Here is a 20598-nt window from a genome sequence, read left to right as displayed (position 1 = left end):
CGCCGTGCTTTTGAACGCGGAAAATATGTCTCCGTCGACCTTCGTCATTCTGCCGATTCGGCATCCCCGGCTGACGATGTCGTGCGGTTGCGCGCCCAGCGTTCGCGGTGGAAGGACCAGCGCACCGTTCCCTCTCTGGCACCTGCGCAGGACTGACTCGCAGGCGCGCCGCATTTGGGGCAATCACGGCTCCACGCCCTTATCCTGGCTTCATACATCCGCCCGCTGGGATCTGGTCGCCAATCATCCGGTTCCGCAGCGCCAGCCGCGATATCGCGCTTTTGCTGCGCGATCTGTTCGATGCTCTTGCGGCGATGCCTGCGCTTTGGGCGGTCCATATCGCACTCAGTCGGGATCGGCCGCGAACGCCTTTTCCACGCGCTTGAAAAAGGCGGATCGGTTAAAGCTCAATTTCTGATTGAGCGGCATTTCGGCCGCGACCTTAAACATCGCGCCGCTAATCTCACTCTCTCCCGGATTGTCGGGCGCAGCCCTGATATAGGTCTGGGCATCGTCAAGCGCGGCCATTTCATTGAGCGCCATGATCCGCAGCAAAATGGGCTGAAGCTTTCCTTTGGGAAACTGATTGCGGATTGCAATTGCGGCTCGGTTGAGCGGGGTGTCGGTCAGTTCGATCCGCTGAACATCCCCGTCATCCGTCCGGAGATTGACGCCCATACCCTTCACGCCCGACTGCGGTATCGCCCCGGTTGCGGCATTACCACCAACGGCATAAGCAAAGAGCAACTCGTCCACCGTAACCGTTTCGACATGAGGCAGTTTCGTCATTGCGCCAGGTTGCCCGCTCGATCATTCGTGACTGCACCGGCAATGATAGCCGGCCGATCTTCCAAGGCGTTTTTCAACTCAGTGGGCTGACGATCCATCTGTTCGCGCTCTTCCTGTTTCGATCCGGTCGAAGCTAATCGATCGCGCGAAAGCGTCAAATCAGTTCTTCGATATCCAAGTGCGAAATCCGTGGAGCAGCCAGGGGATAAGTTTCGCCTCGGTGGGTATGTCCGTATTCGCACAATTACGGAATTTCCTACTTACGTAGCCTTCGGGCAAACGCGATGGGGCCGGGCCGCCTCGGGCCGCCTGACGGCGCCCCGATCCACGGATTGGCGCGGACACGCAAGTCCGCGCCCGCGCCAATCCGTGGATCAGTAAAGGCGCAATTGTGCAGGTCCGTGCCTGCACATTTTCTGAAGACCGGCATTACGGACCGTTATCGACGGCTCAATTCGCCTGACCGTGCAGCCGGGCCAAATCTCGGATCGCGTCCGCCACCGATCCGTCAGCCGCCTCAAGTCCCTGCGCCCGGTTGAAAGTGTCGATCTCCAATTCTTTCAGGGCAAAATATTCGTGGTGATAGTTGCCCTTGGCGCTTCCCGGCACGACCGTGAACTTAACCAGCACATTGCCGCTGGTCTGAACCGTCGTTCTGAGCAGATGATTGTCCCAGACGTCGAAATTGGGGTGGACGAGCCGGTAATTTGCGCCCGTGTCCGCTGGGCCTGCGCCCTGCGCATCGATCACAAAAGCCACGCAATCCTTCTTGAACTGCATGTTGCAGCGCTTGCACGAGACGGACAGGTTCCATGGCGCGAAGGTGAAGGGCTTATACAGGCTCTTGGGGAGGATATGCTCCCGGTCGATCATAAAATAGCCGCCGCCCTGAAGGATGGCGCGGCAATAGCAGCATTGCTGCTTGTGCCGCGCCATATGGTAGGAAAGGATACGCTGCTTGGCGCTCTTCATCGCGTCCTTGTGGGCGGCAGGCACCTTGTCCCATGGACTTTCCTCCAGCATCGCCGCAGCGATCGCGGCTTGCTCTTCGGCGCTGAATTTGAAATCGCTTAACGCAGGCAAATAGGCATCGACCATCAGGATACGCCGCTCCCGGCGCTGAGCTTCTTATCGAGGTCGTCCACCAGCTTCGAGACCGCCTCCAGAAACGCTTCCTGTTTCCGGTCGAAACTGGCCTCTTTCATGGCTGCGATAAGGTCAAGAACCTCCGCCTTCGTCGTATCGCCAGCCTCGAACCGCGAGACCGCGCCTACTAGCTCCTCGCTCACGAAATGGCTGACCGGCGTGACCACGTCGAACGCCTTCCACAGCATCTCCTCGATGCTGCCACCGGCCGCAGCGGTGTCAAGCTTGAGGAGCTTGGGGCGCGCATTCTCGACCTGAAAGACCGATATCATGCCCGGATTCTGGGCGATCGCTCCGGTCACGACGAGTGGCGCATGAGTGGCCACGACGATGGCGGCATCGCGATAGCGCAGGGTTGTCAGTACCGTGTCGATATATTCGCGCTGCCAGTTGGGGTGGAGACTGTTCTCCGGCTCGTCGACGATCACCACCCCATCGTCGATGACGTTGGCGACCAGGAAGATCATCGACGACATGAGTGACAGTTCGCCCGAACTTGCCCGGTGCAATTCGATCGTCCGACCGTCAACGTCGCGCTCCAGATAGACATCGATGCCGCGCACCACCCGGTCCCGGCGCAGATCGCGCTCGAACGACAGCAAAGCCTGCACATCATCCGCGCGGTAGGAAAAACGCGTACCGGAGGAAGCTGCATCGATCCAGAATATGTCCGAGAACGCTCCCCGCTCGATATTGTCGACGAGATTTCGATACACATCATTCTCGTAATAGACGGTGGACCGCTTACGGTCGCCGCGTTTGCCCGGCTTCACCCGGAAGCCGAATTGCGGCCTGTAATGGCAATATTCGAGCACGGATCCGATCTGGTAGAAGCGTGAGTCCATCTCGGCGAAGGTCATCTGGACGCAGCGTTTTATGATCGAGATCGGCGAATTGAAGCCTTTGCCCGCCGAGATGCGTTCGACGCCCCGCAAGCCGCTGAATTGATCATAGGCCGTGTTTGAGATGATGGCGACCTTGCGATAGTGTCGGTTGCGTTGCGCGAGGTCGAACAGGAACCTGCTCTTTCCCGCGCCGTTCGGTCCGACAAGGATCGCGACCCGCTCGTCCTTTCGCATACCCTCTTCAAGACCGAGTTCAGAATATAGCATCGCGCGTTGCCCCGCATTTCCGACGTCATCGGTTCATCACGGCATCGTGCCGAGAAATCAACCAGCAGCTACGCATGCCGACCGTTCGCGCAATGGAGCCGGCGCGCTCAATTTTCGACGTCGGTGCGATCTCGCCGAAACAAGGCTTGAAATAGCTCTGCCGACGCGGCAATATCGACTTTGCTCGTGGTAGGAGCACGCTACCCGCCGTTGCGAAGCTGTTGACAGCACTACTCTATGACATTCGGTCTCGATCAACACATTGTTCGGACCTGTGAAGTGGTTGGCGGGTAACACTTCGTTGCAGGTCGGGAGAATGATGATGTTAAATCCTGATACCCGTCCCTCGTCCATCGAGGGCATCAAACGACTTGCAACCCAGATCAAAAAGACTGTGGGCATCCCGCATCATGAGGCGCTCGATCTTGCGTCGAGAGCGGCCTCATTTCAGAGTTTCCCGCTCGCCCACAAGGCATTGGTGCGGCCGGCGGAGGGCTATCCACGCTTCCAGCTCTTCCTCACATTCTACTGGACCGATCGCGAAACCTATCGGCGCGGCCGTGAAACGCTAGAAATCTGGCTGTCCCAGCCGCTGCTCGACCTTTGTAGCAAGGCCGAAATGAAGATGGTGAGCGGTCTTGCGAACATGCGTCTGGTCGCGCCCGATCATCTCGTGACGGACATGATGGGGCAGAGCCAGGAGTTCGCGCGAGGTCAAATCCTGAAATCGGTTCGCGCGCTGAGATTCATGGAGGCCACCGGCCTGCGCCCGTGCGACCATGAGCCGTCACGCAAAGCCAAGGCGTCGCTCTCCGAAGAGTTGCCGGATCACGACCAAGACAGTGACTGGTATGATCCGGTCTCCGGTCACTATGTCATGATCGACGAGCCTTATAGCCGCCCGGTCGTTTCGAGCGAACGTGCAGCATGGGCACGCGTCAATGGCTGGCACATCGAAGCGGCGCGTTGGCCCGGTATCTATTTCCCCAACCGATGCGCCTTTTTCGTGGCGGCCAATGCCAATGCCGGTTTCGACTTCTCCGCGCTGATGGACCGGATCAACGCGATCCCGGTCATCACCGACAACTGGTTCGGCATCTCGGCGCGTGGCCACGCGCTATTCGTCAGTCCGGCAGCGCAAACGCCGCAGGACCGCCGCCGCGCCAAGGCGAAGGCGCTGGTCGTGGCCCGTCCATCGAAGACGACCACGCCTTATTTTGGCATGTGGGGACATGCGAAGCGCCGGCCCAACGGCACGCCAGGCCTGGAGGCGCATCAGGTCATGGGGCGGATGATCAAGGCCGTGCTGCATTCCCGGCACAAGCCATGGGCGGTAAACAGGCGGATGGACAAGGTCCGCTCGACGCTTGAGGACTGGCTTAACTATGAGCTGGAGCAAGGCGATCTCGACGGGCCGGAATTCTTCGACGTCTACTATAATGACCTGCCGGATGGCGACCCCTTCGAGTTGCTCGCGCAATCGAGCGAAGGCGTCGCCTATCTGTTGCTTGAGCTGAAGCGCAAGCTGGAGTCAGTCTATCCCATATGCGCACCGCGCGCGGCGATGATGTCCAGGATCGACGTGTCGGTGCGAATTGTCTGCGATGACTTCGCGCACGAAAGCCCTTCGTTTAGGGGTGAGCCCAGTCTTCGGCGTGACGAACGCACAGGGTAGCTTAGTCGCTGGTCGAGCTGCTAAGACGCGTCCCGCCGCGACGGGTATTTCGACTCCCTCATGAGCTTCAGGGCTATATGAAACCATTGCCCGTCACAACGCTCAGTTGCTATGATGTTCCGTGCCCGTTGCCGCAGATCTAGGAGGATCGAGCGCCGGGCGCTGAGGGGGGATCGACACGTTGAACGAGATCGTAGCACTTGCCATACATGACCTCGATCGCCGCGATGGCGTCTACAAGGTCCAAGCCGCCGACAAGCAGCTTAACGTCACGCCGACGACGCAGCGGCTGATCGACGAACTGTACGACCTTTACAACCGTCGGGCGTCAAAGTCGCACGGCAAGTTCACGACTGCGGAGGGTTATCCGACGCAGGCGCAGGTGCGCGACTACGTGGCGGATCCGCAGAAGGATTTCCTGAGCCTCACATCGCGGATGATGGAGACGCTGCGCAATCAGGCGCAGGCGCGGTCTGCGTCGACTGGCGGGCACGTCCTGTTCGCGCACTTCCGTCGCGAAACGCGCGACTATCTGCTCGTCGCCATCATCACCGACAAGCTCAGCGCCGCGCTGACCTCGCAGCGCGACGTGCAGGACGTGCGGCATCTCGACTTGGACGGCTTCCGCTTCGCGGGGCGCATCAACTTGACAGCCTGGTCGAACGGCGAGGAACGCTACATCAGCTTCCTCAAGGGAAAGGGCGATGTGTCGGCGTATTTCCAGCACTTCCTCGGCTGCGATTCCGTCGTTCAGGATCGAGTGGACACGTCGAACCTCGTCACTGCACTGAAGGAGTTCGTGGCCGAGACCAAGATGCCCGAGAAGGAGGGCAACGAGTTTCTCGGCAAGGCCAAGGCGATCTGCGAGCGCGCGTCCCGCGCGCGTGAGGAAATCGAGTTCGACGCGCTCGCGAATGAGCTGATGCCGAAGGATCCCAAGAAACTGGCCGACCATCTCGCCCACACCGATCGGGCGTTGAGCGACCGGTTCGTCCCGGACCGGCGCGCTCTCGCATCGCTCGTGCGGTTCCGGGGTGGCACGAAGCAGTGGAAGGTCGAGTTCGACCGCGACGCGGTCAGCAACCGCTCGGTGATCTACGACGCCGGTGCGAACACGCTCACGCTGACGGGGCTGCCCGACGACCTCGTCGAGCAGCTGAAGTCCGAAGGCCTCGGCAATGGCTGACGTCGGCTTCGCCGACCTCGTCGAGATATACAGACGCACGCGCTTCGATGGGAACGGCGGCGGCACACTAACCGTGGCCAACTCGGGGATCACCGCGATCTTGCGTTCGATCGAGGCGGACCAGTCCCTGTATGATCTGACGCAGGTCAGCCTGGTCGAGCCGGGCGAGCCGGTGGTCGGCTCGCAGGTCGCCATCAACGTGGCCCCGCCGAACCTCAAGCTGGGCATACTCGCCGACACGTTTGAGAAGTTGTTCCTGGCGCCGGGCGCGGCGTTCGCGGAGCCGGTCAGCTACTTCGTAATCGACTGCAGCTATGCCAGCGGCGATGTCCCGGCGCCTCCATTACTCCTCGCCTATCGTGCAATGCTGACCGTCACCGCGCAACTCAAGGAGGCCGCTTCCTATGTGATCGAGCTTCAGCGCGAGCTCGTGTTCATCGGCACCGAGAGCGTGGTCGTGCCAATCAGGTTCAGGGAGGCGGATCTCACGCCTTCCCTGATAGGCGCAGCAGGTCGGCTTGAGACCTTGTTCGCTGACCCGCTTCACGCCCAGGAGAAAGCTGAACTGCTGGGGGCAGCCGTGATCGAGCTGGCGGGCGGTCAGCGGATCGATCACCGCTTCCAGTTCATCGTCTCGAACCTGGAGCGGGTCTGCGACGAGGTCGAGAAGGGTTACCGTCTCTTCGTGTCGAGCTTCTCGTATTCGAAGATCCGGAAGGAGATCGAGACCGCGCGGCTCGACTACATCAACAAGATCCACAAGACGATCGTGGACATACAAGGGCAGCTGCTGGGCATTCCCGTCGCAACGATCGTCGTCGCATCGCAGCTGAAGCTCTCAAAGGGCTGCGGTACCGAGTTCTGGACGAATTGCGCCGTGCTGCTCGGAGCGTGGATATTCATCGGCTTGCTTTGGCTGGCTGTCAGGAACCAGTGGCACACGCTGTCGATGCTGGCCGGAGAGATCACGGGACAACGGGTCAGGCTCGGCGACGATTACGCAACCCTGAGCGGCGATTTCGTCGACGTCTTCGACGATCTCGACGCGAGGATAAAATGGCACCGCCAGGTGCTGGTCGGGGTAAGCGGGCTGGCGCTCGCCGGCGCCGTGCTAGCGACTGTCGCCTTCCTCATGCTGACGGAGAGCGGTTCGGCACGTTGCCTTGTCGGTGGCTAAACGAGCCGCAGAAAGGTCGGCGGATCAGAACAGCTTGTTGAAGGCGGCAGGCGAGCTGTCGAGCAGCCGACGTAGCATCTGGATCGCGTAGAACATGTCCAGTGACGCCTGAGCCGGGAAAACGATCACCTTGTAGTTCGGCACCCGTCGTATCCAGCGTAAACGTCACGAGCCCCACGCCGTGAACGGTGCGGAGCGCCTTCAGCCGGCTGGTCGACAGCTGCCGGAAAAGCGGAACGTCTGCTGCTGGGGATCGTAAATCGGGAGCCGAGCATCCACAAAGGGTCGGCATCGGTAGGCGGCAACTGGGACTTACCCGCCGTTCCCGCGCGGCCTCTTGAGTGGCAGGTCCATCGCCAAAACCCGACACTCAGCGAATGGTCGACTGGCCAGGAATAAAGCCCGCAAAGGGCCGTAAGGAAAACGGCCGCTGCCAGCTCAGAAGAAGCATGAAGCTGCCGTACAGTATCACCGCCGCATGCGTTGCAGCTTGACCAACTGCGCATGTCATACGATATGCGCTGCCAAGGCGATGGATTTCCGCCGGGCTTTGGCCGAACCGCCTTCGGGCTGATGATTCCTACCTGATGCGTTTTCGCAACAAGGAGGAATCGTGCGCGCTAAATTCGCAATATTGCTGTCCAACCTGAACGTCCTGGCCTTTGTTCGGGATCGGCATGATCACGCCCTGTCCGTCCTGCTCTGGCTGGCGCTCCTTGTTCCCATGGCGGCGGCGGTCGGCAGTCTCTGCGCCGCCTTCCTTTGGAGCCTTGACGTTGCAACACGCACACGCTTTGCGCATCCGTGGCTGCTGTTTCTCCTGCCGGTCGGCGGTTTCGCGGTCGGCCTGCTTTATCATCTGTTTGGTCGCAGCGTCGAAGGCGGCAATAACCTGATCGTCGAGCAGGTCCATGAACCGGGGGGCGGCGTGCCCTTGCGCATGGCGCCGTTGATCTTCGTCGGCACCGTTGTCACCCACCTGTTCGGCGGGTCGGCCGGGCGCGAAGGCACGGCTGTGCAGCTTGGCGGCAGCCTTGCCAGCGCGTTCGCCACGATGTTTCGCCTTGATGCCGAGAGTACCCGTATCATCCTGATGGCCGGTATTGCCGCAGGTTTCGGGGCCGTGTTCGGCACACCGTTGGCGGGCGCCGTTTTCGCACTGGAGGTTCTGGCGGTCGGCCGAGTGGAATATCGCGCGCTGGTGCCGACGTTGATAGCGGCGGTTGTCGGCGACTGGACCTGTCACCAGTGGGGTATCCACCACGGATTATATCATATCGACTATCTCAAGGGTGCGGTTGGGAAGATCGCTGTCGACCCGGTGCTTTTGCTCGAGGCGGGCATTTCCGGCGTGGCGTTTGGACTGGTCGGCCTGCTGTTCTCCGAATTGTCGCACGGCTTCGGCGACTTCGTGAAACGCCACGTCCGGTTCGGACCGCTGCGTCCCTTTCTGGGCGGCCTTACGGTGATCGCTCTCGTCTATCTGCTCGGCAAGCGCGACTATCTTGGTCTCGGGGTCTGGGCACCCGATGCCTCCACACCCACGATCGCAAGCTTCTTCTCGCCCGGTCAGGATTACTGGAGTTGGGCGCTCAAGCTGCTGTTCACGGTCGTGACGCTGGGCACAGGCTTCAAGGGCGGCGAGGTAACACCGCTGTTCTTCATCGGCGCGGCACTGGGTCATGCCCTCGGCACGCTTTTCGGCGGACCTGTCGATCTCTTCGCGGGACTTGGGTTCGTCGCCGTCTTTGCCGGGACGGCGAACACGCCTTTGGCCTGCACCATCATGGGCATCGAACTGTTCGGTGCGACCCATGCCGTCTACATCGCCGTTGCCTGTTTCGTCGCCTACCTGTGCTCAGGCCACAGCGGCATCTATCTGTCTCAGCAGATCGCCGTCCCCAAGCATCCGCGCATTTCCATCAGCCCAGGCATGACGCTGCGGGGCATTCGCGCAGCGCGCACCCAGATCACCAGGCAGGACCTCCACACAAATGACTGACACAGCTATCCTTACGTCCAGCGAGATCGGCATGCTGCGTATCTATATGGCACCGCGTGATACGGCAGAGCCGCGCAAGGCATGGAAGCTGTGGTCAGCGCGTCCGCTTTATCGCGAGCTTGTCGTCCAGGCAAAGGCTGCCGGTCTGATGAACGCTGTAGCCCATCATACCCACTACGGTTTCAGCAATCACGGACCGGTGCTCGATCAGGGTGCGGAAACGAGCAATCCCTATCTGACCATGTGCGTCGAACTGATCGGTCATCGGGCGGATCTCGAACTGTTCTGCCAGCGCCACGCCGCCCTGCTGGAGACGAAGGTGGTCATCTACAAGCAGCTCGAGCATTGGGCGATCGACGCTGTGACAAAGCAGGAGAGCGATGTATGAAGATTCTCGCCGTCATCGTCGGAGCCGACAGCACTGCGACGTGCCTCAACGCAGCCGTTCTCGCAGCGCAGTGCGTGGGGGAGTGTACGATCGAAGCCCTGAACGTTGTGGTCGATCCTGCCCATCTGGTTGCTGCCAGCGACGAGGTCGACATGCAGCGTCTGCGCGAACGTTGGGAAGGCACGGCCAGCGAGCGATCGGCCGCCTGCCACACGGCTTTCCTCGCGTGGAACGCAGGAGCGGCGCAGGACGTTCCGTCCGTCACCTGGCGGACCGTGGTTGGCGATGAAGAAGCCGTGGTGACGGAGGAGGCCAAGAATGCCGACCTGTTAGTCGTGATCGCCCACGAGCGGAACATGGACGGTGGGGACGCCCTGCATGCCGCGCTGTTCGGCACCCAGAAACCGGTGCTGATCGTCCCGATTTCCTGGAAGCCAAGGGCCGGTCAGCGCTTTTCGCATATCGCTGTAGGCTTTAGCGACTCCCCTGCGGCGAGACGCGCTGTCGAGGCGGCCACGCCTTGGTTGAAAGGTGCCACTGACGTCACCGCTATTCGGATCGGCGATGTAGACGATCCTGCGCTCAAACTGGAATCGCTGCTCGATGACGCAGGGATTGCGAACAGACTGCGCCTGGTCCCGCGCTCGCACGGGAACCTTGGCCATCAACTCCTGACGGAAGCCCATCAAGCCGGAGCGGATATGCTGGTGACGGGAACGTATCGGCACAACCAGCTGATTGAATGGTTCGCAGGCGGCATAACCCGGCACTTGCTCGCTTGCGCGGACATACCGCTGCTGATGATCCATTGAGGCACAAGACGGCATGGCCGGGCGGCCCCCATCGACATGGTGCGGCAGAGGTGGATAGCATCGCGCGATGATCTCCATCCCGAACCTGACGCTCGCTTATCTGCTGCTCGAATGGGCGATCCGGCTCATCATGGTGGTGGTCATTCCGCTGCGACGTCCGCCCGAAGCGGCACGCAGCTGGCTGCTACTGGTTCTGTTCCTGCCGGTGCCCGCCTTCATCCTGTACCGCCTGATCGGCCGCGCCGCGTTCCCGTCCTGGCGGCGGGATCGCTTCAGGCGGGCGGCGCCGGAGCGGGAGAGCGCCGCGCAGGCGCTGACGAGCAGTAAACGCACGCCTTCCCGGACAGCTGTGCTTGCACAATCTCTGGGCGGCTTTCCCGGCTGCGGTGGCAACGCCCTCAATCTCCTTGAGGACTATGACGGCGCGATCGACGCCATGGTGGCAGCGATAGATGCAGCCCATGTTCGGGTGCATCTGCTGACCTACATCTTGGCCGACGATAGGACGGGACTGAAAGTCGCAGATGCCCTTGGCCGCGCCCGCGCGCGGGGCGTTGATGTCCGCGTGCTGATCGATGCGCTAGGGTCGCGCCCCTGGGTGAAGCGCAGCCTGGCGATGCTGGCGGACCGAGGCGTCACCGCCCAACTGGTCCTACCGGTTCGCTTCGCAGCGCTGCGCCGTGCGCGAAGCGATTTGCGCAACCACCGCAAGCTGTGCCTGATCGATGGCATGGTCGCTTTCGTCGGATCGCAGAATATCGTGAACCGTGATTTCAAACCCGGGATCGTCAATGACGAACTTGTCGCCCGGGTCGAAGGCCCGGTCGTCTGCGCGCTCGATGCCGTCTTTGCCAGCGACTGGTTTCTTGAGACCGAACAGACCATCGCGGTGTTGCCCTTGCCCGACGTCACCGGCGCCTCAGAGTTGCAGGCGATGCCCAGTGGCCCGGACTATTGCGTGCCAGGCTATGAGCGATTGCTCGTCGAACTCGTTCACGAGGCGCAAGAGAATATCACCATCGTCTCGCCCTATCTGATCCCAGACGAAGCCCTGCTGACCGCGCTCAAGAACGCGGTCGCACGCGGCGTCGCGATCGACCTTGTCGTTTCGCATGTTGTGGACCAGCGGCTCGTGAACCTTGCCCAGCGATCCTATTATACCGAACTGCTCGAGGCAGGCGTACGCCTCCACCGCTACCGCGACAGGTTGCTGCACGCGAAGAACGTATCGATCGATGGCCGCATCGCCGTCATCGGATCCAGCAATGCCGATGTTCGCTCCTTCATGCTGAATGCGGAGATCAGCCTGATCTTGCATGATGAAGCGTCCGCCGGACCTCTCGCGGATGTCCAACGGGGATACATCCGCCGAAGCGACCGACTTTTGCTGGAGGAATGGCGTGATCGCCCGCGTGTTTCCCGCTTCTGCGAAAATCTGGCTCGCCTCGTCAGTCCTTTGCTGTGACCTCACGCCTGCGGTGCCGGAAGTGTGCGGCGAGGCCGACGAGGAGCAGCACCGCGAGTACAGGCAGCAGAACATGGCCCACATCGCGGACGCGGCCAAAAGCGGCCTCGATGCCCTGACCGAACAGGTAACCCAAGGTCACGAAAACCGTCGCCCAGACCACGGCCGCCAATGCGTTGATAGCCATGAAGCGGGAGGCAGGAAGCGCTGTCGTGCCGATCGCGATGGGGCTCACAGTACGCAGGCCATACAGAAAGCGGAACCCGAACCCGAACAGCATCGGCCGCCGCTCGAACACATCGATGGCGCGGCGGAACGCGGCCTTCTGCTGGACGCGCCGAACATAGCGATGATCGCGGAACCGGCGGCCGAGGGCAAAGAAGATCTGGTCCGCGATAAAGGACCCGAGCGCGGCTGCCGCGATGGCCGCCGGGTACGCGATCAGGCCACGATGGACCATCACGCCGCCCAGCACGACCACCGTCTCGCCCTCAATTCCCGCGCCAAGGAACAGGGCTGCAAGGCCGTACTGGGTAAGGATCGCTTCAAGCGTCACGGCTTCTGCCGCTGGACCACCACACCTGCCTCATCCGGCGCGCCGGAACGGATTACGAGGAAGCGGCGCTCTGCAGGCGCGGCGTCCTTGACGATCTGCCGGATCGGGCCAACCGCATTGACGATCGCCGCGCCTGCCGGATTGGTCATGAACTTGGCCAGCGGCTCGACCGTACCGGTACCATCCTGACGCGCCGCCAGACCCAGCGTAAAGGTCTGCTTGGGCGCCAGTCCGGCGACCGCGGCCTGCAGGATCTGCACCTGGCCCTGATCGAACAGCGACACCTGGCTCTGTCCCTGACCTTCCAGCACGACCTGCACTTTGCCCTGCGCCTTGGCGAGCGGCACGAGGTTGTCGAGGCCTTGCCCTGATGGCACGGCGCCGGGAACATAGGCGACGCCTTGCGGGCCCTGTCCGATCGGGATCGTGGCAATGACCTTGTTCGTGGCCGTATCGATGACGGCGACCGCATCGTCATTTTCCAGCCCGACATACATCCGGCTACCGTCGCCTGACGGCCAAAGGCCGTGCGGCAGGGCGCCGACCGGCACCGAGGCAATTTCCGAAAAGTCGTCGGTGCGGAAGACCCTGACGATATTCTGCGTGCCGACCGTGACATAGGCGAACTGGCCTTTGGGTGTCCTGGCGATGTTGACGTGGTTGGTGATCGGCCCGGTGTCGATCGTCTTCCGCACCGCAAAGGGCGGCTTGGCATCGAAGACCATGACCTTGCCGACGTCCTTGAGCGTCAGCCATACCTGCTTGCCGTCAGGCGTGGCGGCGATGTCCGGGCAGAACGGGCTGTCCTGCTTCACGCGGCCAACGATGCGCTTTGACCTGGTGTCGATGACGACGGTTTCTGGCGAGAAGCTGGAACAGACGTAGCCGTATTTCCCATCGGGCGAGAAGATCGTCATGCCCGGCCCGTTGGGCACGGCGATACGGCCCGTTTCCTTGAAGGTGGTTCCGTCGAGCACGGCGATATAATCCTCGCCGCGCACGCTCACCCAGACTTCACGGCCGTCGGGCCGGAAAAAGGCTTCATGCGGCGAGCGCCCGACATAGGCGGTGTGCTTCACGGCATTGGTCGCGGTATCGATGAAGCTGACCGAGTTGGACCCGATCGATACGACCGCCAGGGTCCGGCGATCGGGCGAGAAGCCCATGCCATGCACCAGAAGCTGGCCGCGATAGAGCGGGCTGAGATTTGCAGGCGTAGGATCACCGAGCTTGATGACACCCAGCAGAGTGTTCGTCGACGGATCGATGACCGACACTGTGTTGGAGAACTGATCCGAAGTGTAGAAACGGTCCTGCGCGCTGATCGCCCGATTAGGCTGGGCATCGGGAACCTGTTGCGCAGTTGCCGGGAGTGCGACCAGGGCAGCCGCTATCGGCAAGGTGCATGACACGATGCTCAGCGTCTTCTTCATTTGTCGTCTCCCATGTGGTGGTGCGCGCCGGCAGCGGGGCCGGTCTTTTTCGCGAGAATGTCCTGCATGACGGCGATCTCCTGCCGCTGCTCGACGATGATGCCTTGGGCCAGACGGCGCAGGCGTTCGTCTTTTCCGTATCTGAGTTCCGCTTCCGCCATCTCGATTGCGCCCTGGTGATGGGGGATCATCATCGCGGCAAAGTCGCGGTCCGGATCGCCGGTTGGCGCAATCATCATCGCATGGTGCATCCGTTCCATGGAGGCTGCCATCTGGCTTGCAAAGCCATCAGGCGATGCCGCCAGTGCGGCCGCCGATGCTGTCGCCGCGCAAAGGCCGGCCAATCCCCATAGCAGTTTCAAGTGAAGCCCTTTCGACATGGCGTTCCGGCGATAACGCCCACAGCGGACGCAAGTGTCATCGTCGCAGCGGGCAACGGAAAAAATGCGAGCTGCTGAGGAGCAGGCGCGTCAACGCATGCGTTGCCTGTCGAACACATGGTGCAACACTCGCCATCGATCCAACCGATGGTTTTTGTAGTTTCAATAGGATTTGACGATCAATGGTCTGGCTGGATGATCCCGCGTTGATCGCCGAACGCAGCGCAGCACTTGGTAAGCCGCACATCGCACCGCTGGAGATATGGCGTGAGGGGCTCGTTGGCGCAGGACACCCGGTGCCGCATTTCGACCCGTTCGATGGCGGCATAGACGCGCGCCTTCTCCTGCTTCTTGAGACGCCGGGGCCCGGGCCTGATCGCACTCGCTTCGTGTCGCGGGACAACCCGTCAGGCACTGCCCGGAACCTTCGCCGCTACCTTGAGGCAGCAGACATTGGCCGAAACGACGTAGTTCAGTGGAACTGCGTGCCCTGGATCGTCCACTCTCCCGGGGCCCGCAATCGCGCGCTGCGCCGCGTCGAGATTGCCAAGGGCCTCGCAACGCTCCCCGGCCTGCTTGCGAGACTGCCGTGCATGCGGGTCTGTATCTTGGCAGGACGGGTGGCTGCGGGGGCGAAAGCGCTCATCGAAGAGGCACGGCCCGATGCGTTTGTCATCACCATGCCCCACCCCAGTCCGGCCAATGTTTGCACCAGCCCTGATGTCGGCCAACGGATCGAAAGCGCGCTGGTGGCCGCCAAGAACGCCCTGATCGAATGATCTCGAATTTTGATTGGAATGATACAATCAATGCGTTGGAGCGATTGATCGAGCTGCGGTATCAATGGTGACAGGAGATCACCATGACCCTAGAACAATTACGCATCTTCGTAGGCGTCGCCGAACGCGAACATATGACACGGGCCGCCGAGGCACTGGGCGTGACCCAGTCCGCTGCCAGCGCCGCGATTGCCACGCTTGAGGCCCGACACGACGTGCCGCTATTCAACCGCGTGGGCCGCGGCATCGAACTGACCGAGGCGGGTCGCATGTTCCTCGACGAAGCACGCGCTGTCCTTGGCCGCGCCGCAACGGCGGAACTGACGCTTGCCGAGTTCGGTGGTCTGAAGCGCGGAACCCTTCGCCTTGTCGCCAGCCAGACCATAGCCAGCTACTGGCTGCCCTCACGCCTGGCCCAATTTCATAGCCGGCACCCCGCGATCCGCGTCGAATTGGCAATCGACAACACCGAAGGTGCGGCAGCGCGGGTACTGGATGGCCGCGCGGAACTGGGCTTTGTCGAAGGTTCGATCGACCAGCCCGCACTCGCCCACTGGAAAGTCGGCGAGGACCGGATGCTGCTGATCTCGGGGCAGGCTGTTGATACCATCGACGAGGACTGGGTGCGCGGCGCCAACTGGATTGTGCGGGAGCACGGATCCGGCACACGATCGAGTTTCGAGGACGTCCTGCGACAGCGAGGCATCGATCCGGCAGGCCTCAACATCGCCATGACACTGCCGTCCAACGAAGCGGTTCGTTCTGCTGTCGAGGCCCGCGCTGGCGTCGCGGTCCTGTCCGAACTGGTGGTGCGCCGCGCGCTTGCAGCGGGGCATCTTCACGAATTGCCGCTCGCGATGCCTGCCCGTCCATTTGAAGCGTTACGCCACAAGGAGCGGTATCGCACTCGGGCGGCCGACGCGCTGACCGAACTGGTCAAGGAGTTTGGATGATGACCACGGATATCAAGCCCATCCTCGAAGGGATGCGCCCACTCAGCCGGCTCGATCACCCGCGCGAGATGATCCGCCAGTTCACGCCCAACTGGTTTGCGGCCACCATGGGCACCGGCATTCTCGCGCTGGCTCTGCCGCAGGTGCCGGGCATCGGCGCTTCGCTCAAGCCGGTGGGAGAAGTGCTGTGGTTCTTCAACATCGGGCTCTTCAGCCTTTTCACCGCGCTCTATACCGCCCGCTGGATCCTGTTCGGCCACGAAGCGCGGCGCATCTTCGGGCACAATACCGTATCGATGTTCATCGGCACGATCCCCATGGGCCTCGCCACGATCATCAACGGCTGCCTCGCATTCGGTATCGCGCGGTTTGGCGAGGTCATCGTGCCTGTCGCCACGGTCTTGTGGTGGATCGACGCCGCCATGGCGGTGAGCTGCGGTGTGCTGATCCCGTACTTCATGTTCACGCGCCACCAGCATTCGCTCGACGGCATGACGGCGGTATGGCTGCTGCCGGTCGTGGCCGCCGAAGTGACCGCTGCCAGCGGAGGACTGTTGGCGCCGCATCTGGCGCAAGGCAGCGCGCAGTTCGGGATGCTCGTCACGTCCTACATCCTGTGGGCCTATTCGGTCCCGGTAGCTTTCAGCATCCTGGCATTGCTGATCCTGCGCATGGCGCTACACAAGCTGCCGCATGAGGGCATGGCCGCATCAAGTTGGCTGGCACTTGGCCCGATCGGCACCGGCGCGCTGGGCATGCTGGTTTTGGGCGGCGATGCCCCTGCGATCATGGCTGCGCATGGGCTGGCAGATGTCGGCGCTGTCGCTCAGGGTATCGGCACAATCGCCGGCCTGTTGCTCTGGGGGTTTGGCCTCTGGTGGCTGGCACTCGCCTCGCTCATCACCTGGCGCTACTGGCGGGCAGGTATCCCGTTCAACCTTGGCTGGTGGGGCTACACCTTCCCGCTAGGCGTCTTCAACGTCGCAACCTTTCGCCTTGGCACGACCCTGCACCTTGCCTTCTTCGGTATCGTCGGCACCGTTCTGACCCTGGCGCTCGCCCTGATGTGGATGGTGGTCGCCGCCAAGACCCTGATTGGCGGATGGCGCGGCAATCTGTTCGTATCGCCCTGTATCGCCGCCACAAACTGATCGGGCATTGCGATCAGTCACAGCGTTCTGATCGCTTGCTTCTCACAGCAGCACCCGCCACCATTTTGCCCGAGAGGATACGACCATGGACAGACTGGATGCCGAGCTCGCGGCCGAAACAAGCCGCCGCCGTTTCCTGCAGAATGCCGCTCTCGGCGGGGCAGCTATCGCCGCCGCGCCCGCTCTGGCGCAAGGCATCACGCAGGGGCTTACCGACTTGCATCTGCCCGGCGGCAATGCGCAGCGCCCGATGACGAGCGCTTTTCCTGGCAAGGGCAGCATGATCCTCCAGCGCGTCCATCCGCCGTTGCTGGAAACGCCGATGGATGTGTTCGACCGAGATGTGTTCACCCCCAATGACCAGTTCTTCGTGCGTTGGCATTGGGCGGACATCCCGACCTCGATCGACGTCGATGCCTTCCGCCTCAACGTGCGAGGTCATGTCAATAAGCCGATCGCGATCAGCCTCGAACAGCTTATGCGCCTGCCACGGGTCGAGATGGCCGCCGTGAACCAGTGCTCGGGCAATTCGCGCGGGCTGTTCCAGCCCCGCGTCCCCGGCGCGCAGTGGGGCAACGGGGCGATGGGCAATGCCAAGTGGCTCGGCGTGCGCCTGCGCGATGTGCTCGATCTGGCCGGGGTGAAGGCGGGGGCGGTCCAAGTCCGGTTCGGGGCGCTCGATCAACCTGTGGTCGTCGGTGCCCCGGACTTCGAGAAGGCGCTCGATATCGATCATGCCCGCGACGGCGAAGTGATGATCGCCTTCGGCATGAACGGCACGCAGTTGCCGCTCCTCAACGGTTTTCCGATCCGGTTGATCGTGCCGGGCTGGTACTCGACCTATTGGGTCAAGATGCTGAACGACATCGAGGTCCTGCCCGGGCCTGACGATGAATACTGGATGGCCAAGGCCTACAAGATCCCGGCAACGCCCGGCGCCAATGTAAAGCCCGGCGCCAAGGACTTCCCGACCGTTCCGATCAACCGCATGATCCCGCGTTCGTGGGTCACCAGTCTGGGCGAAGGTCAGCGGATCGCACACGAGGCCTCGATCCCGCTCGGCGGCATCGCCATGGGCGGCGACTGCGCCGTGGCACGAGTCGATGTGTCCACCGACGGCGGTCGCCACTGGTTCGCGACGAAGCTGGGTCCGGATCATGGCAAATACAGTTTTCGCCGGTGGGACGCGCAGGTTCCCTTGCCCGGCCCCGGACAGACTGCGCTCATGTCGCGCTGCTGGAACGCGGCAGGCGTTGCACAGCCGATGGCACCGATCTGGAACCCCGGCGGTTTCATGCGCGGCAACATCGAAACCACCACCATCGTGACGGCATAAGGAGCTTTGGCATGAAAGCGCCAACCCCAGGCATGCTGGCCGCCGGACTGCTCGGCGTCACTGTCTTCACCCTCATGATGGTGGGCCCTCCCGGCAGCTACACCCCGCCGCCCGAACCCCAATCGACTGGCCCTGCGTCCAGCAGCATTTCCGTGAACGGCTTTACCCTGACCTCCGATACTGTCGATCTTCCTATTGATGAGCAGCAATATCCCGATGGCCCTCATGCCGATGTCATCAATGCGAACTGCACGTCCTGCCATTCGGCCAGCATGGCGATGACCCAGCCCGTGCTTTCAGCGGACCAGTGGAAGGCCACGGTCACCAAGATGAAGGATGTCTACAAGGCTCCCGTCGCGGAGAAGGACATTCCGGCTATCGTCGACTATCTGACGGCGATGAGTGCAGCGCAGGATAGGGTGCCGATCGGAAAGGATCAGAATACTGCGCCCGGCACCGCGCCGGATGTTTCTGGAGGAACCGGTTGAGGCGCAAAACTGCATAACATCTGCTTTCGGGCGCTACCCTCGGAGCATTGAGCGGCGGGAATGGGCGCGCAGCTGCCCGGCCGTTCAGTAGAATGGTAATGGCGGGTTTCGGCACGCGAGGTCATTCAGATGCGCGCCGGTGAGCGGCAAGAGTTGGTCGACAGCCGCCGGAATAGCTGCCGGTCCGCACCTGGGGACCGACAATCGCCCTCTGAACGGCGACAAAGGGTCGAGGCTGTGTAAAAACGCCCATTTATGGTAGAGTTTTTCCTGGGTTTCGGGAGGCTTTGAGATGGGCCGTTTCGTTGAAGGGGAAGATCCGCGGCAGGGTTTTTTACTGCCTGCATCAATTGACGATTATGTTTCTGAGGACAATCCAGTGCGGGTGGTCGAGGCCTTTATTCATGAGCTGGACCTAGCGGCTCTGGGCTTTAAAGGCATGGAGCCAGCGACGACAGGACGGCCTGCCTATCATCCGTCCACGATGCTGAAAATCTACCTGTATGGTTATCTCAACCGCGTTCAGTCGAGCCGTCGGCTGGAGCGGGAGGCAGGCCGCAACATCGAGCTGATGTGGCTGACGGGTCGGCTGGCTCCCGACTTCAAGACGATCGCGAATTTCCGGCGTGACAACGGCGCTGGCATTCGGGCGGTTTGCGCACAGTTCGTGCTGCTATGCCGGGGCATGGGCTTGTTCACCGGCGCCATGGTCGCGGTGGATGGCAGCAAGTTCAAGGCCGTGAACAACCGGGATCGCAACTTCACGGCGCATAAGGCGGCCAAGCGGATCGAACAGGTCGAGGCCAGCATCGACCGCTACCTGGTCGCGCTTGATCGCGCCGATCGTGAGGACAGCGACGTCCCTGAGATGCGGACCAATAAAATCCGGGAGAAGATCACCGAGCTGCGGTGCCAGATGCAATATCTGAAGGATATGGAGGCCAAGGTGAATGCTGCCCCCTAATGTTTGATGGCTACCACCGGCCGTGGCACTGGGATAGTCGGCTATAATGTGCAGGCGGCGGTCGATACAGAGCATCACCTCATCGTCGCGCATGAGGTGCTGAACGAAGGGCATGATCGTACCCAGTTGGCACCGATGGGACGCGCTGCACTGGAGGCTACAGGTTCTGACGAGCTGACGGTCTTGGCGGACCGGGGCTACTTCAACGGTGAGCAGGTGCTGGATTGCGAAGGCACTGGCGTCCTGCCTTGCGTGCCAAAGGTCGATACCTCAGGCCGGGCGAAGCACGGTCACTTCACAAGACCCGACTTCGTCTATGATGCCATCCATGACCATTATATCTGCCCGGCGGGCGCACATCTGACCCGAGGAAGGGTCCGCGTCGATCATCATGGGGATATCGACCAGTATCGCAACCTGACCGCCTGCCCTGACTGCCATCTCAGGCCACGCTGTACACCCGAAAAGGTAAAACGGGTAAAGCGATGGACGCACGAGGCGGTGCTCGACGCTATGCAACAGCGGCTCGACCAACTCCCTGATGCGATGGGTCTGCGCCGACAGACCGTCGAGCATGTCTTTGGCACGCTCAAGGCCTGGATGGGCAGTACGCCCTTCCTCACCAAGACCCTCAAAAACGTCAGAACGGAGATGAGCCTGGGCGTTCTGGCCTATAATATGAAGCGCATGATCCAGATCTTCGGCGTCCAGCCTCTCATCCAGTTGATCCGGGCCTGATCGTCCTATGCCGCCTAGCCGGCGCTGCTATTTGGCAGCCCTGAAATCGCGTTTTTACACAGCCTCGG

General features: G+C 61.7%; 20 protein-coding genes, 1 pseudogene and 1 riboswitch. Of the genes and pseudogenes, 13 read left to right on the top strand and 8 right to left on the bottom strand.

Annotated features, from left to right (window positions below):
• Positions 1–44 precede the first annotated feature (44 nt).
• The 5 genes from U5A82_RS07325 to U5A82_RS07305 form a co-directional block, all read right to left on the bottom strand.
• Positions 45–338, bottom strand: coding sequence for a zinc finger domain-containing protein (locus U5A82_RS07325; RefSeq protein WP_326289810.1), 294 nt, complete (start codon positions 336–338; stop codon positions 45–47).
• A gap of 7 nt (positions 339–345) precedes the next feature.
• Entirely contained in the window at positions 346–789 is a 444-nt protein-coding gene (locus U5A82_RS07320) for a hypothetical protein (RefSeq protein WP_326289808.1), read from the bottom strand.
• Complete coding sequence (locus U5A82_RS07315) at positions 786–947, bottom strand: hypothetical protein (protein WP_326289807.1); 162 nt, start codon at positions 945–947, stop codon at positions 786–788. The genes U5A82_RS07320 and U5A82_RS07315 overlap by 4 nt, the downstream gene beginning before the upstream one ends.
• Before the next feature lie 292 nt (positions 948–1239).
• Positions 1240–1887, bottom strand: coding sequence for an HNH endonuclease (locus U5A82_RS07310; protein WP_326289806.1), 648 nt, complete (start codon positions 1885–1887; stop codon positions 1240–1242).
• Positions 1887–3014 (bottom strand): AAA family ATPase, encoded by a 1128-nt coding sequence (locus U5A82_RS07305; RefSeq protein WP_326289805.1) that lies wholly within the window; start codon positions 3012–3014, stop codon positions 1887–1889. The genes U5A82_RS07310 and U5A82_RS07305 overlap by 1 nt, the downstream gene beginning before the upstream one ends.
• Positions 3015–3309: 295 nt before the next feature.
• Between U5A82_RS07305 and U5A82_RS07300 the strand changes: the two genes are divergently transcribed.
• The 7 genes from U5A82_RS07300 to cls all read left to right on the top strand — a co-directional run bounded on the left by U5A82_RS07300 (position 3310) and on the right by cls (position 11752).
• Positions 3310–4722 (top strand): DUF5623 domain-containing protein, encoded by a 1413-nt coding sequence (locus U5A82_RS07300; protein WP_326289803.1) that lies wholly within the window; start codon positions 3310–3312, stop codon positions 4720–4722.
• Positions 4723–4903: 181 nt separating this feature from the next.
• Positions 4904–5908, top strand: coding sequence for a nucleoid-associated protein (locus U5A82_RS07295; RefSeq protein ID WP_326289801.1), 1005 nt, complete (start codon positions 4904–4906; stop codon positions 5906–5908).
• Positions 5901–7085, top strand: coding sequence for a hypothetical protein (locus tag U5A82_RS07290; RefSeq protein WP_326289799.1), 1185 nt, complete (start codon positions 5901–5903; stop codon positions 7083–7085). Before U5A82_RS07295 ends, U5A82_RS07290 begins: the two co-directional genes overlap by 8 nt.
• A 519-nt stretch (positions 7086–7604) precedes the next feature.
• Positions 7605–7675: riboswitch (Fluoride riboswitch) on the top strand.
• A 23-nt stretch (positions 7676–7698) separates the two neighbouring features.
• The gene (locus U5A82_RS07285; protein WP_326289797.1) at positions 7699–9087 is read left to right on the top strand and encodes a voltage-gated chloride channel family protein; all 1389 of its coding nucleotides are present in this window, start codon (positions 7699–7701) and stop codon (positions 9085–9087) included.
• Positions 9080–9475, top strand: coding sequence for a DUF190 domain-containing protein (locus U5A82_RS07280; RefSeq protein WP_036528654.1), 396 nt, complete (start codon positions 9080–9082; stop codon positions 9473–9475). The genes U5A82_RS07285 and U5A82_RS07280 overlap by 8 nt, the downstream gene beginning before the upstream one ends.
• The gene (locus tag U5A82_RS07275; RefSeq protein ID WP_326289793.1) at positions 9472–10287 is read left to right on the top strand and encodes a universal stress protein; all 816 of its coding nucleotides are present in this window, start codon (positions 9472–9474) and stop codon (positions 10285–10287) included. The genes U5A82_RS07280 and U5A82_RS07275 overlap by 4 nt, the downstream gene beginning before the upstream one ends.
• A 67-nt stretch (positions 10288–10354) precedes the next feature.
• Complete coding sequence (cls, locus tag U5A82_RS07270; protein WP_326289792.1) at positions 10355–11752, top strand: cardiolipin synthase; 1398 nt, start codon at positions 10355–10357, stop codon at positions 11750–11752.
• Here the strand turns inward: cls and U5A82_RS07265 are convergent.
• Genes U5A82_RS07265 through copM form a run of 3 tightly spaced genes read right to left on the bottom strand, consistent with a single transcriptional unit; the run spans position 11736 to position 14103 of the window.
• Entirely contained in the window at positions 11736–12308 is a 573-nt protein-coding gene (locus tag U5A82_RS07265) for a DedA family protein (protein WP_326289790.1), read from the bottom strand. The two genes, cls and U5A82_RS07265, sit on opposite strands and share 17 nt — an antisense overlap.
• Positions 12305–13741 carry a YncE family protein gene (locus U5A82_RS07260; protein WP_326289788.1) on the bottom strand — a complete coding sequence of 479 codons (1437 nt, stop codon included), beginning with the start codon at positions 13739–13741 and terminating at the stop codon, positions 12305–12307. Before U5A82_RS07260 ends, U5A82_RS07265 begins: the two co-directional genes overlap by 4 nt.
• A complete protein-coding gene (gene copM / locus U5A82_RS07255; RefSeq protein WP_263499663.1) occupies positions 13738–14103 on the bottom strand; it encodes a CopM family metallochaperone in 366 nt (121 codons plus the stop codon). The genes U5A82_RS07260 and copM overlap by 4 nt, the downstream gene beginning before the upstream one ends.
• A 200-nt stretch (positions 14104–14303) precedes the next feature.
• Here copM and U5A82_RS07250 point away from each other — a divergent pair, with 200 nt between their 5' ends.
• The 6 genes and pseudogenes from U5A82_RS07250 to U5A82_RS07225 all read left to right on the top strand — a co-directional run bounded on the left by U5A82_RS07250 (position 14304) and on the right by U5A82_RS07225 (position 20530).
• Positions 14304–14900, top strand: a complete 597-nt coding sequence (locus U5A82_RS07250; protein WP_326289783.1) for a uracil-DNA glycosylase — start codon at positions 14304–14306, stop codon at positions 14898–14900.
• 83 nt (positions 14901–14983) lie between these two features.
• Complete coding sequence (locus tag U5A82_RS07245; protein ID WP_326289781.1) at positions 14984–15853, top strand: LysR family transcriptional regulator; 870 nt, start codon at positions 14984–14986, stop codon at positions 15851–15853.
• Entirely contained in the window at positions 15850–17004 is a 1155-nt protein-coding gene (locus U5A82_RS07240; RefSeq protein ID WP_326289779.1) for a TDT family transporter, read from the top strand. The genes U5A82_RS07245 and U5A82_RS07240 overlap by 4 nt, the downstream gene beginning before the upstream one ends.
• Positions 17005–17089: 85 nt before the next feature.
• Positions 17090–18340 carry a molybdopterin-dependent oxidoreductase gene (locus U5A82_RS07235; protein WP_326289777.1) on the top strand — a complete coding sequence of 417 codons (1251 nt, stop codon included), beginning with the start codon at positions 17090–17092 and terminating at the stop codon, positions 18338–18340.
• 11 nt (positions 18341–18351) lie between these two features.
• Positions 18352–18828 carry a hypothetical protein gene (locus U5A82_RS07230; RefSeq protein WP_326289775.1) on the top strand — a complete coding sequence of 159 codons (477 nt, stop codon included), beginning with the start codon at positions 18352–18354 and terminating at the stop codon, positions 18826–18828.
• Positions 18829–19120: 292 nt separating this feature from the next.
• Positions 19121–20530 (top strand): annotated as a pseudogene (locus tag U5A82_RS07225) (IS1182 family transposase).
• Positions 20531–20598: the final 68 nt, after the last annotated feature.

This window comes from Sphingobium sp. CR2-8 (genome assembly GCF_035818615.1).
Lineage (GTDB): Bacteria > Pseudomonadota > Alphaproteobacteria > Sphingomonadales > Sphingomonadaceae > Sphingobium.
This window is presented reverse-complemented; position numbering and strand designations above follow the sequence as displayed.

Coding starts and splice junctions, on each gene's coding strand:
- U5A82_RS07240 (WP_326289779.1), top strand. CDS start 15,850: ATGATGACCACGGATATCAAGCCCATCCTCGAAGGGATGCGCCCACTC.
- U5A82_RS07310 (WP_326289806.1), bottom strand. CDS start 1,887: ATGGTCGATGCCTATTTGCCTGCGTTAAGCGATTTCAAATTCAGCGCC.
- U5A82_RS07305 (WP_326289805.1), bottom strand. CDS start 3,014: ATGCGAAAGGACGAGCGGGTCGCGATCCTTGTCGGACCGAACGGCGCG.
- cls (WP_326289792.1), top strand. CDS start 10,355: ATGATCTCCATCCCGAACCTGACGCTCGCTTATCTGCTGCTCGAATGG.
- U5A82_RS07260 (WP_326289788.1), bottom strand. CDS start 13,741: ATGAAGAAGACGCTGAGCATCGTGTCATGCACCTTGCCGATAGCGGCT.
- U5A82_RS07280 (WP_036528654.1), top strand. CDS start 9,080: ATGACTGACACAGCTATCCTTACGTCCAGCGAGATCGGCATGCTGCGT.
- U5A82_RS07250 (WP_326289783.1), top strand. CDS start 14,304: ATGGTCTGGCTGGATGATCCCGCGTTGATCGCCGAACGCAGCGCAGCA.
- U5A82_RS07275 (WP_326289793.1), top strand. CDS start 9,472: ATGAAGATTCTCGCCGTCATCGTCGGAGCCGACAGCACTGCGACGTGC.
- U5A82_RS07245 (WP_326289781.1), top strand. CDS start 14,984: ATGACCCTAGAACAATTACGCATCTTCGTAGGCGTCGCCGAACGCGAA.
- U5A82_RS07290 (WP_326289799.1), top strand. CDS start 5,901: ATGGCTGACGTCGGCTTCGCCGACCTCGTCGAGATATACAGACGCACG.
- U5A82_RS07320 (WP_326289808.1), bottom strand. CDS start 789: ATGACGAAACTGCCTCATGTCGAAACGGTTACGGTGGACGAGTTGCTC.
- U5A82_RS07230 (WP_326289775.1), top strand. CDS start 18,352: ATGAAAGCGCCAACCCCAGGCATGCTGGCCGCCGGACTGCTCGGCGTC.
- U5A82_RS07235 (WP_326289777.1), top strand. CDS start 17,090: ATGGACAGACTGGATGCCGAGCTCGCGGCCGAAACAAGCCGCCGCCGT.
- U5A82_RS07325 (WP_326289810.1), bottom strand. CDS start 338: ATGGACCGCCCAAAGCGCAGGCATCGCCGCAAGAGCATCGAACAGATC.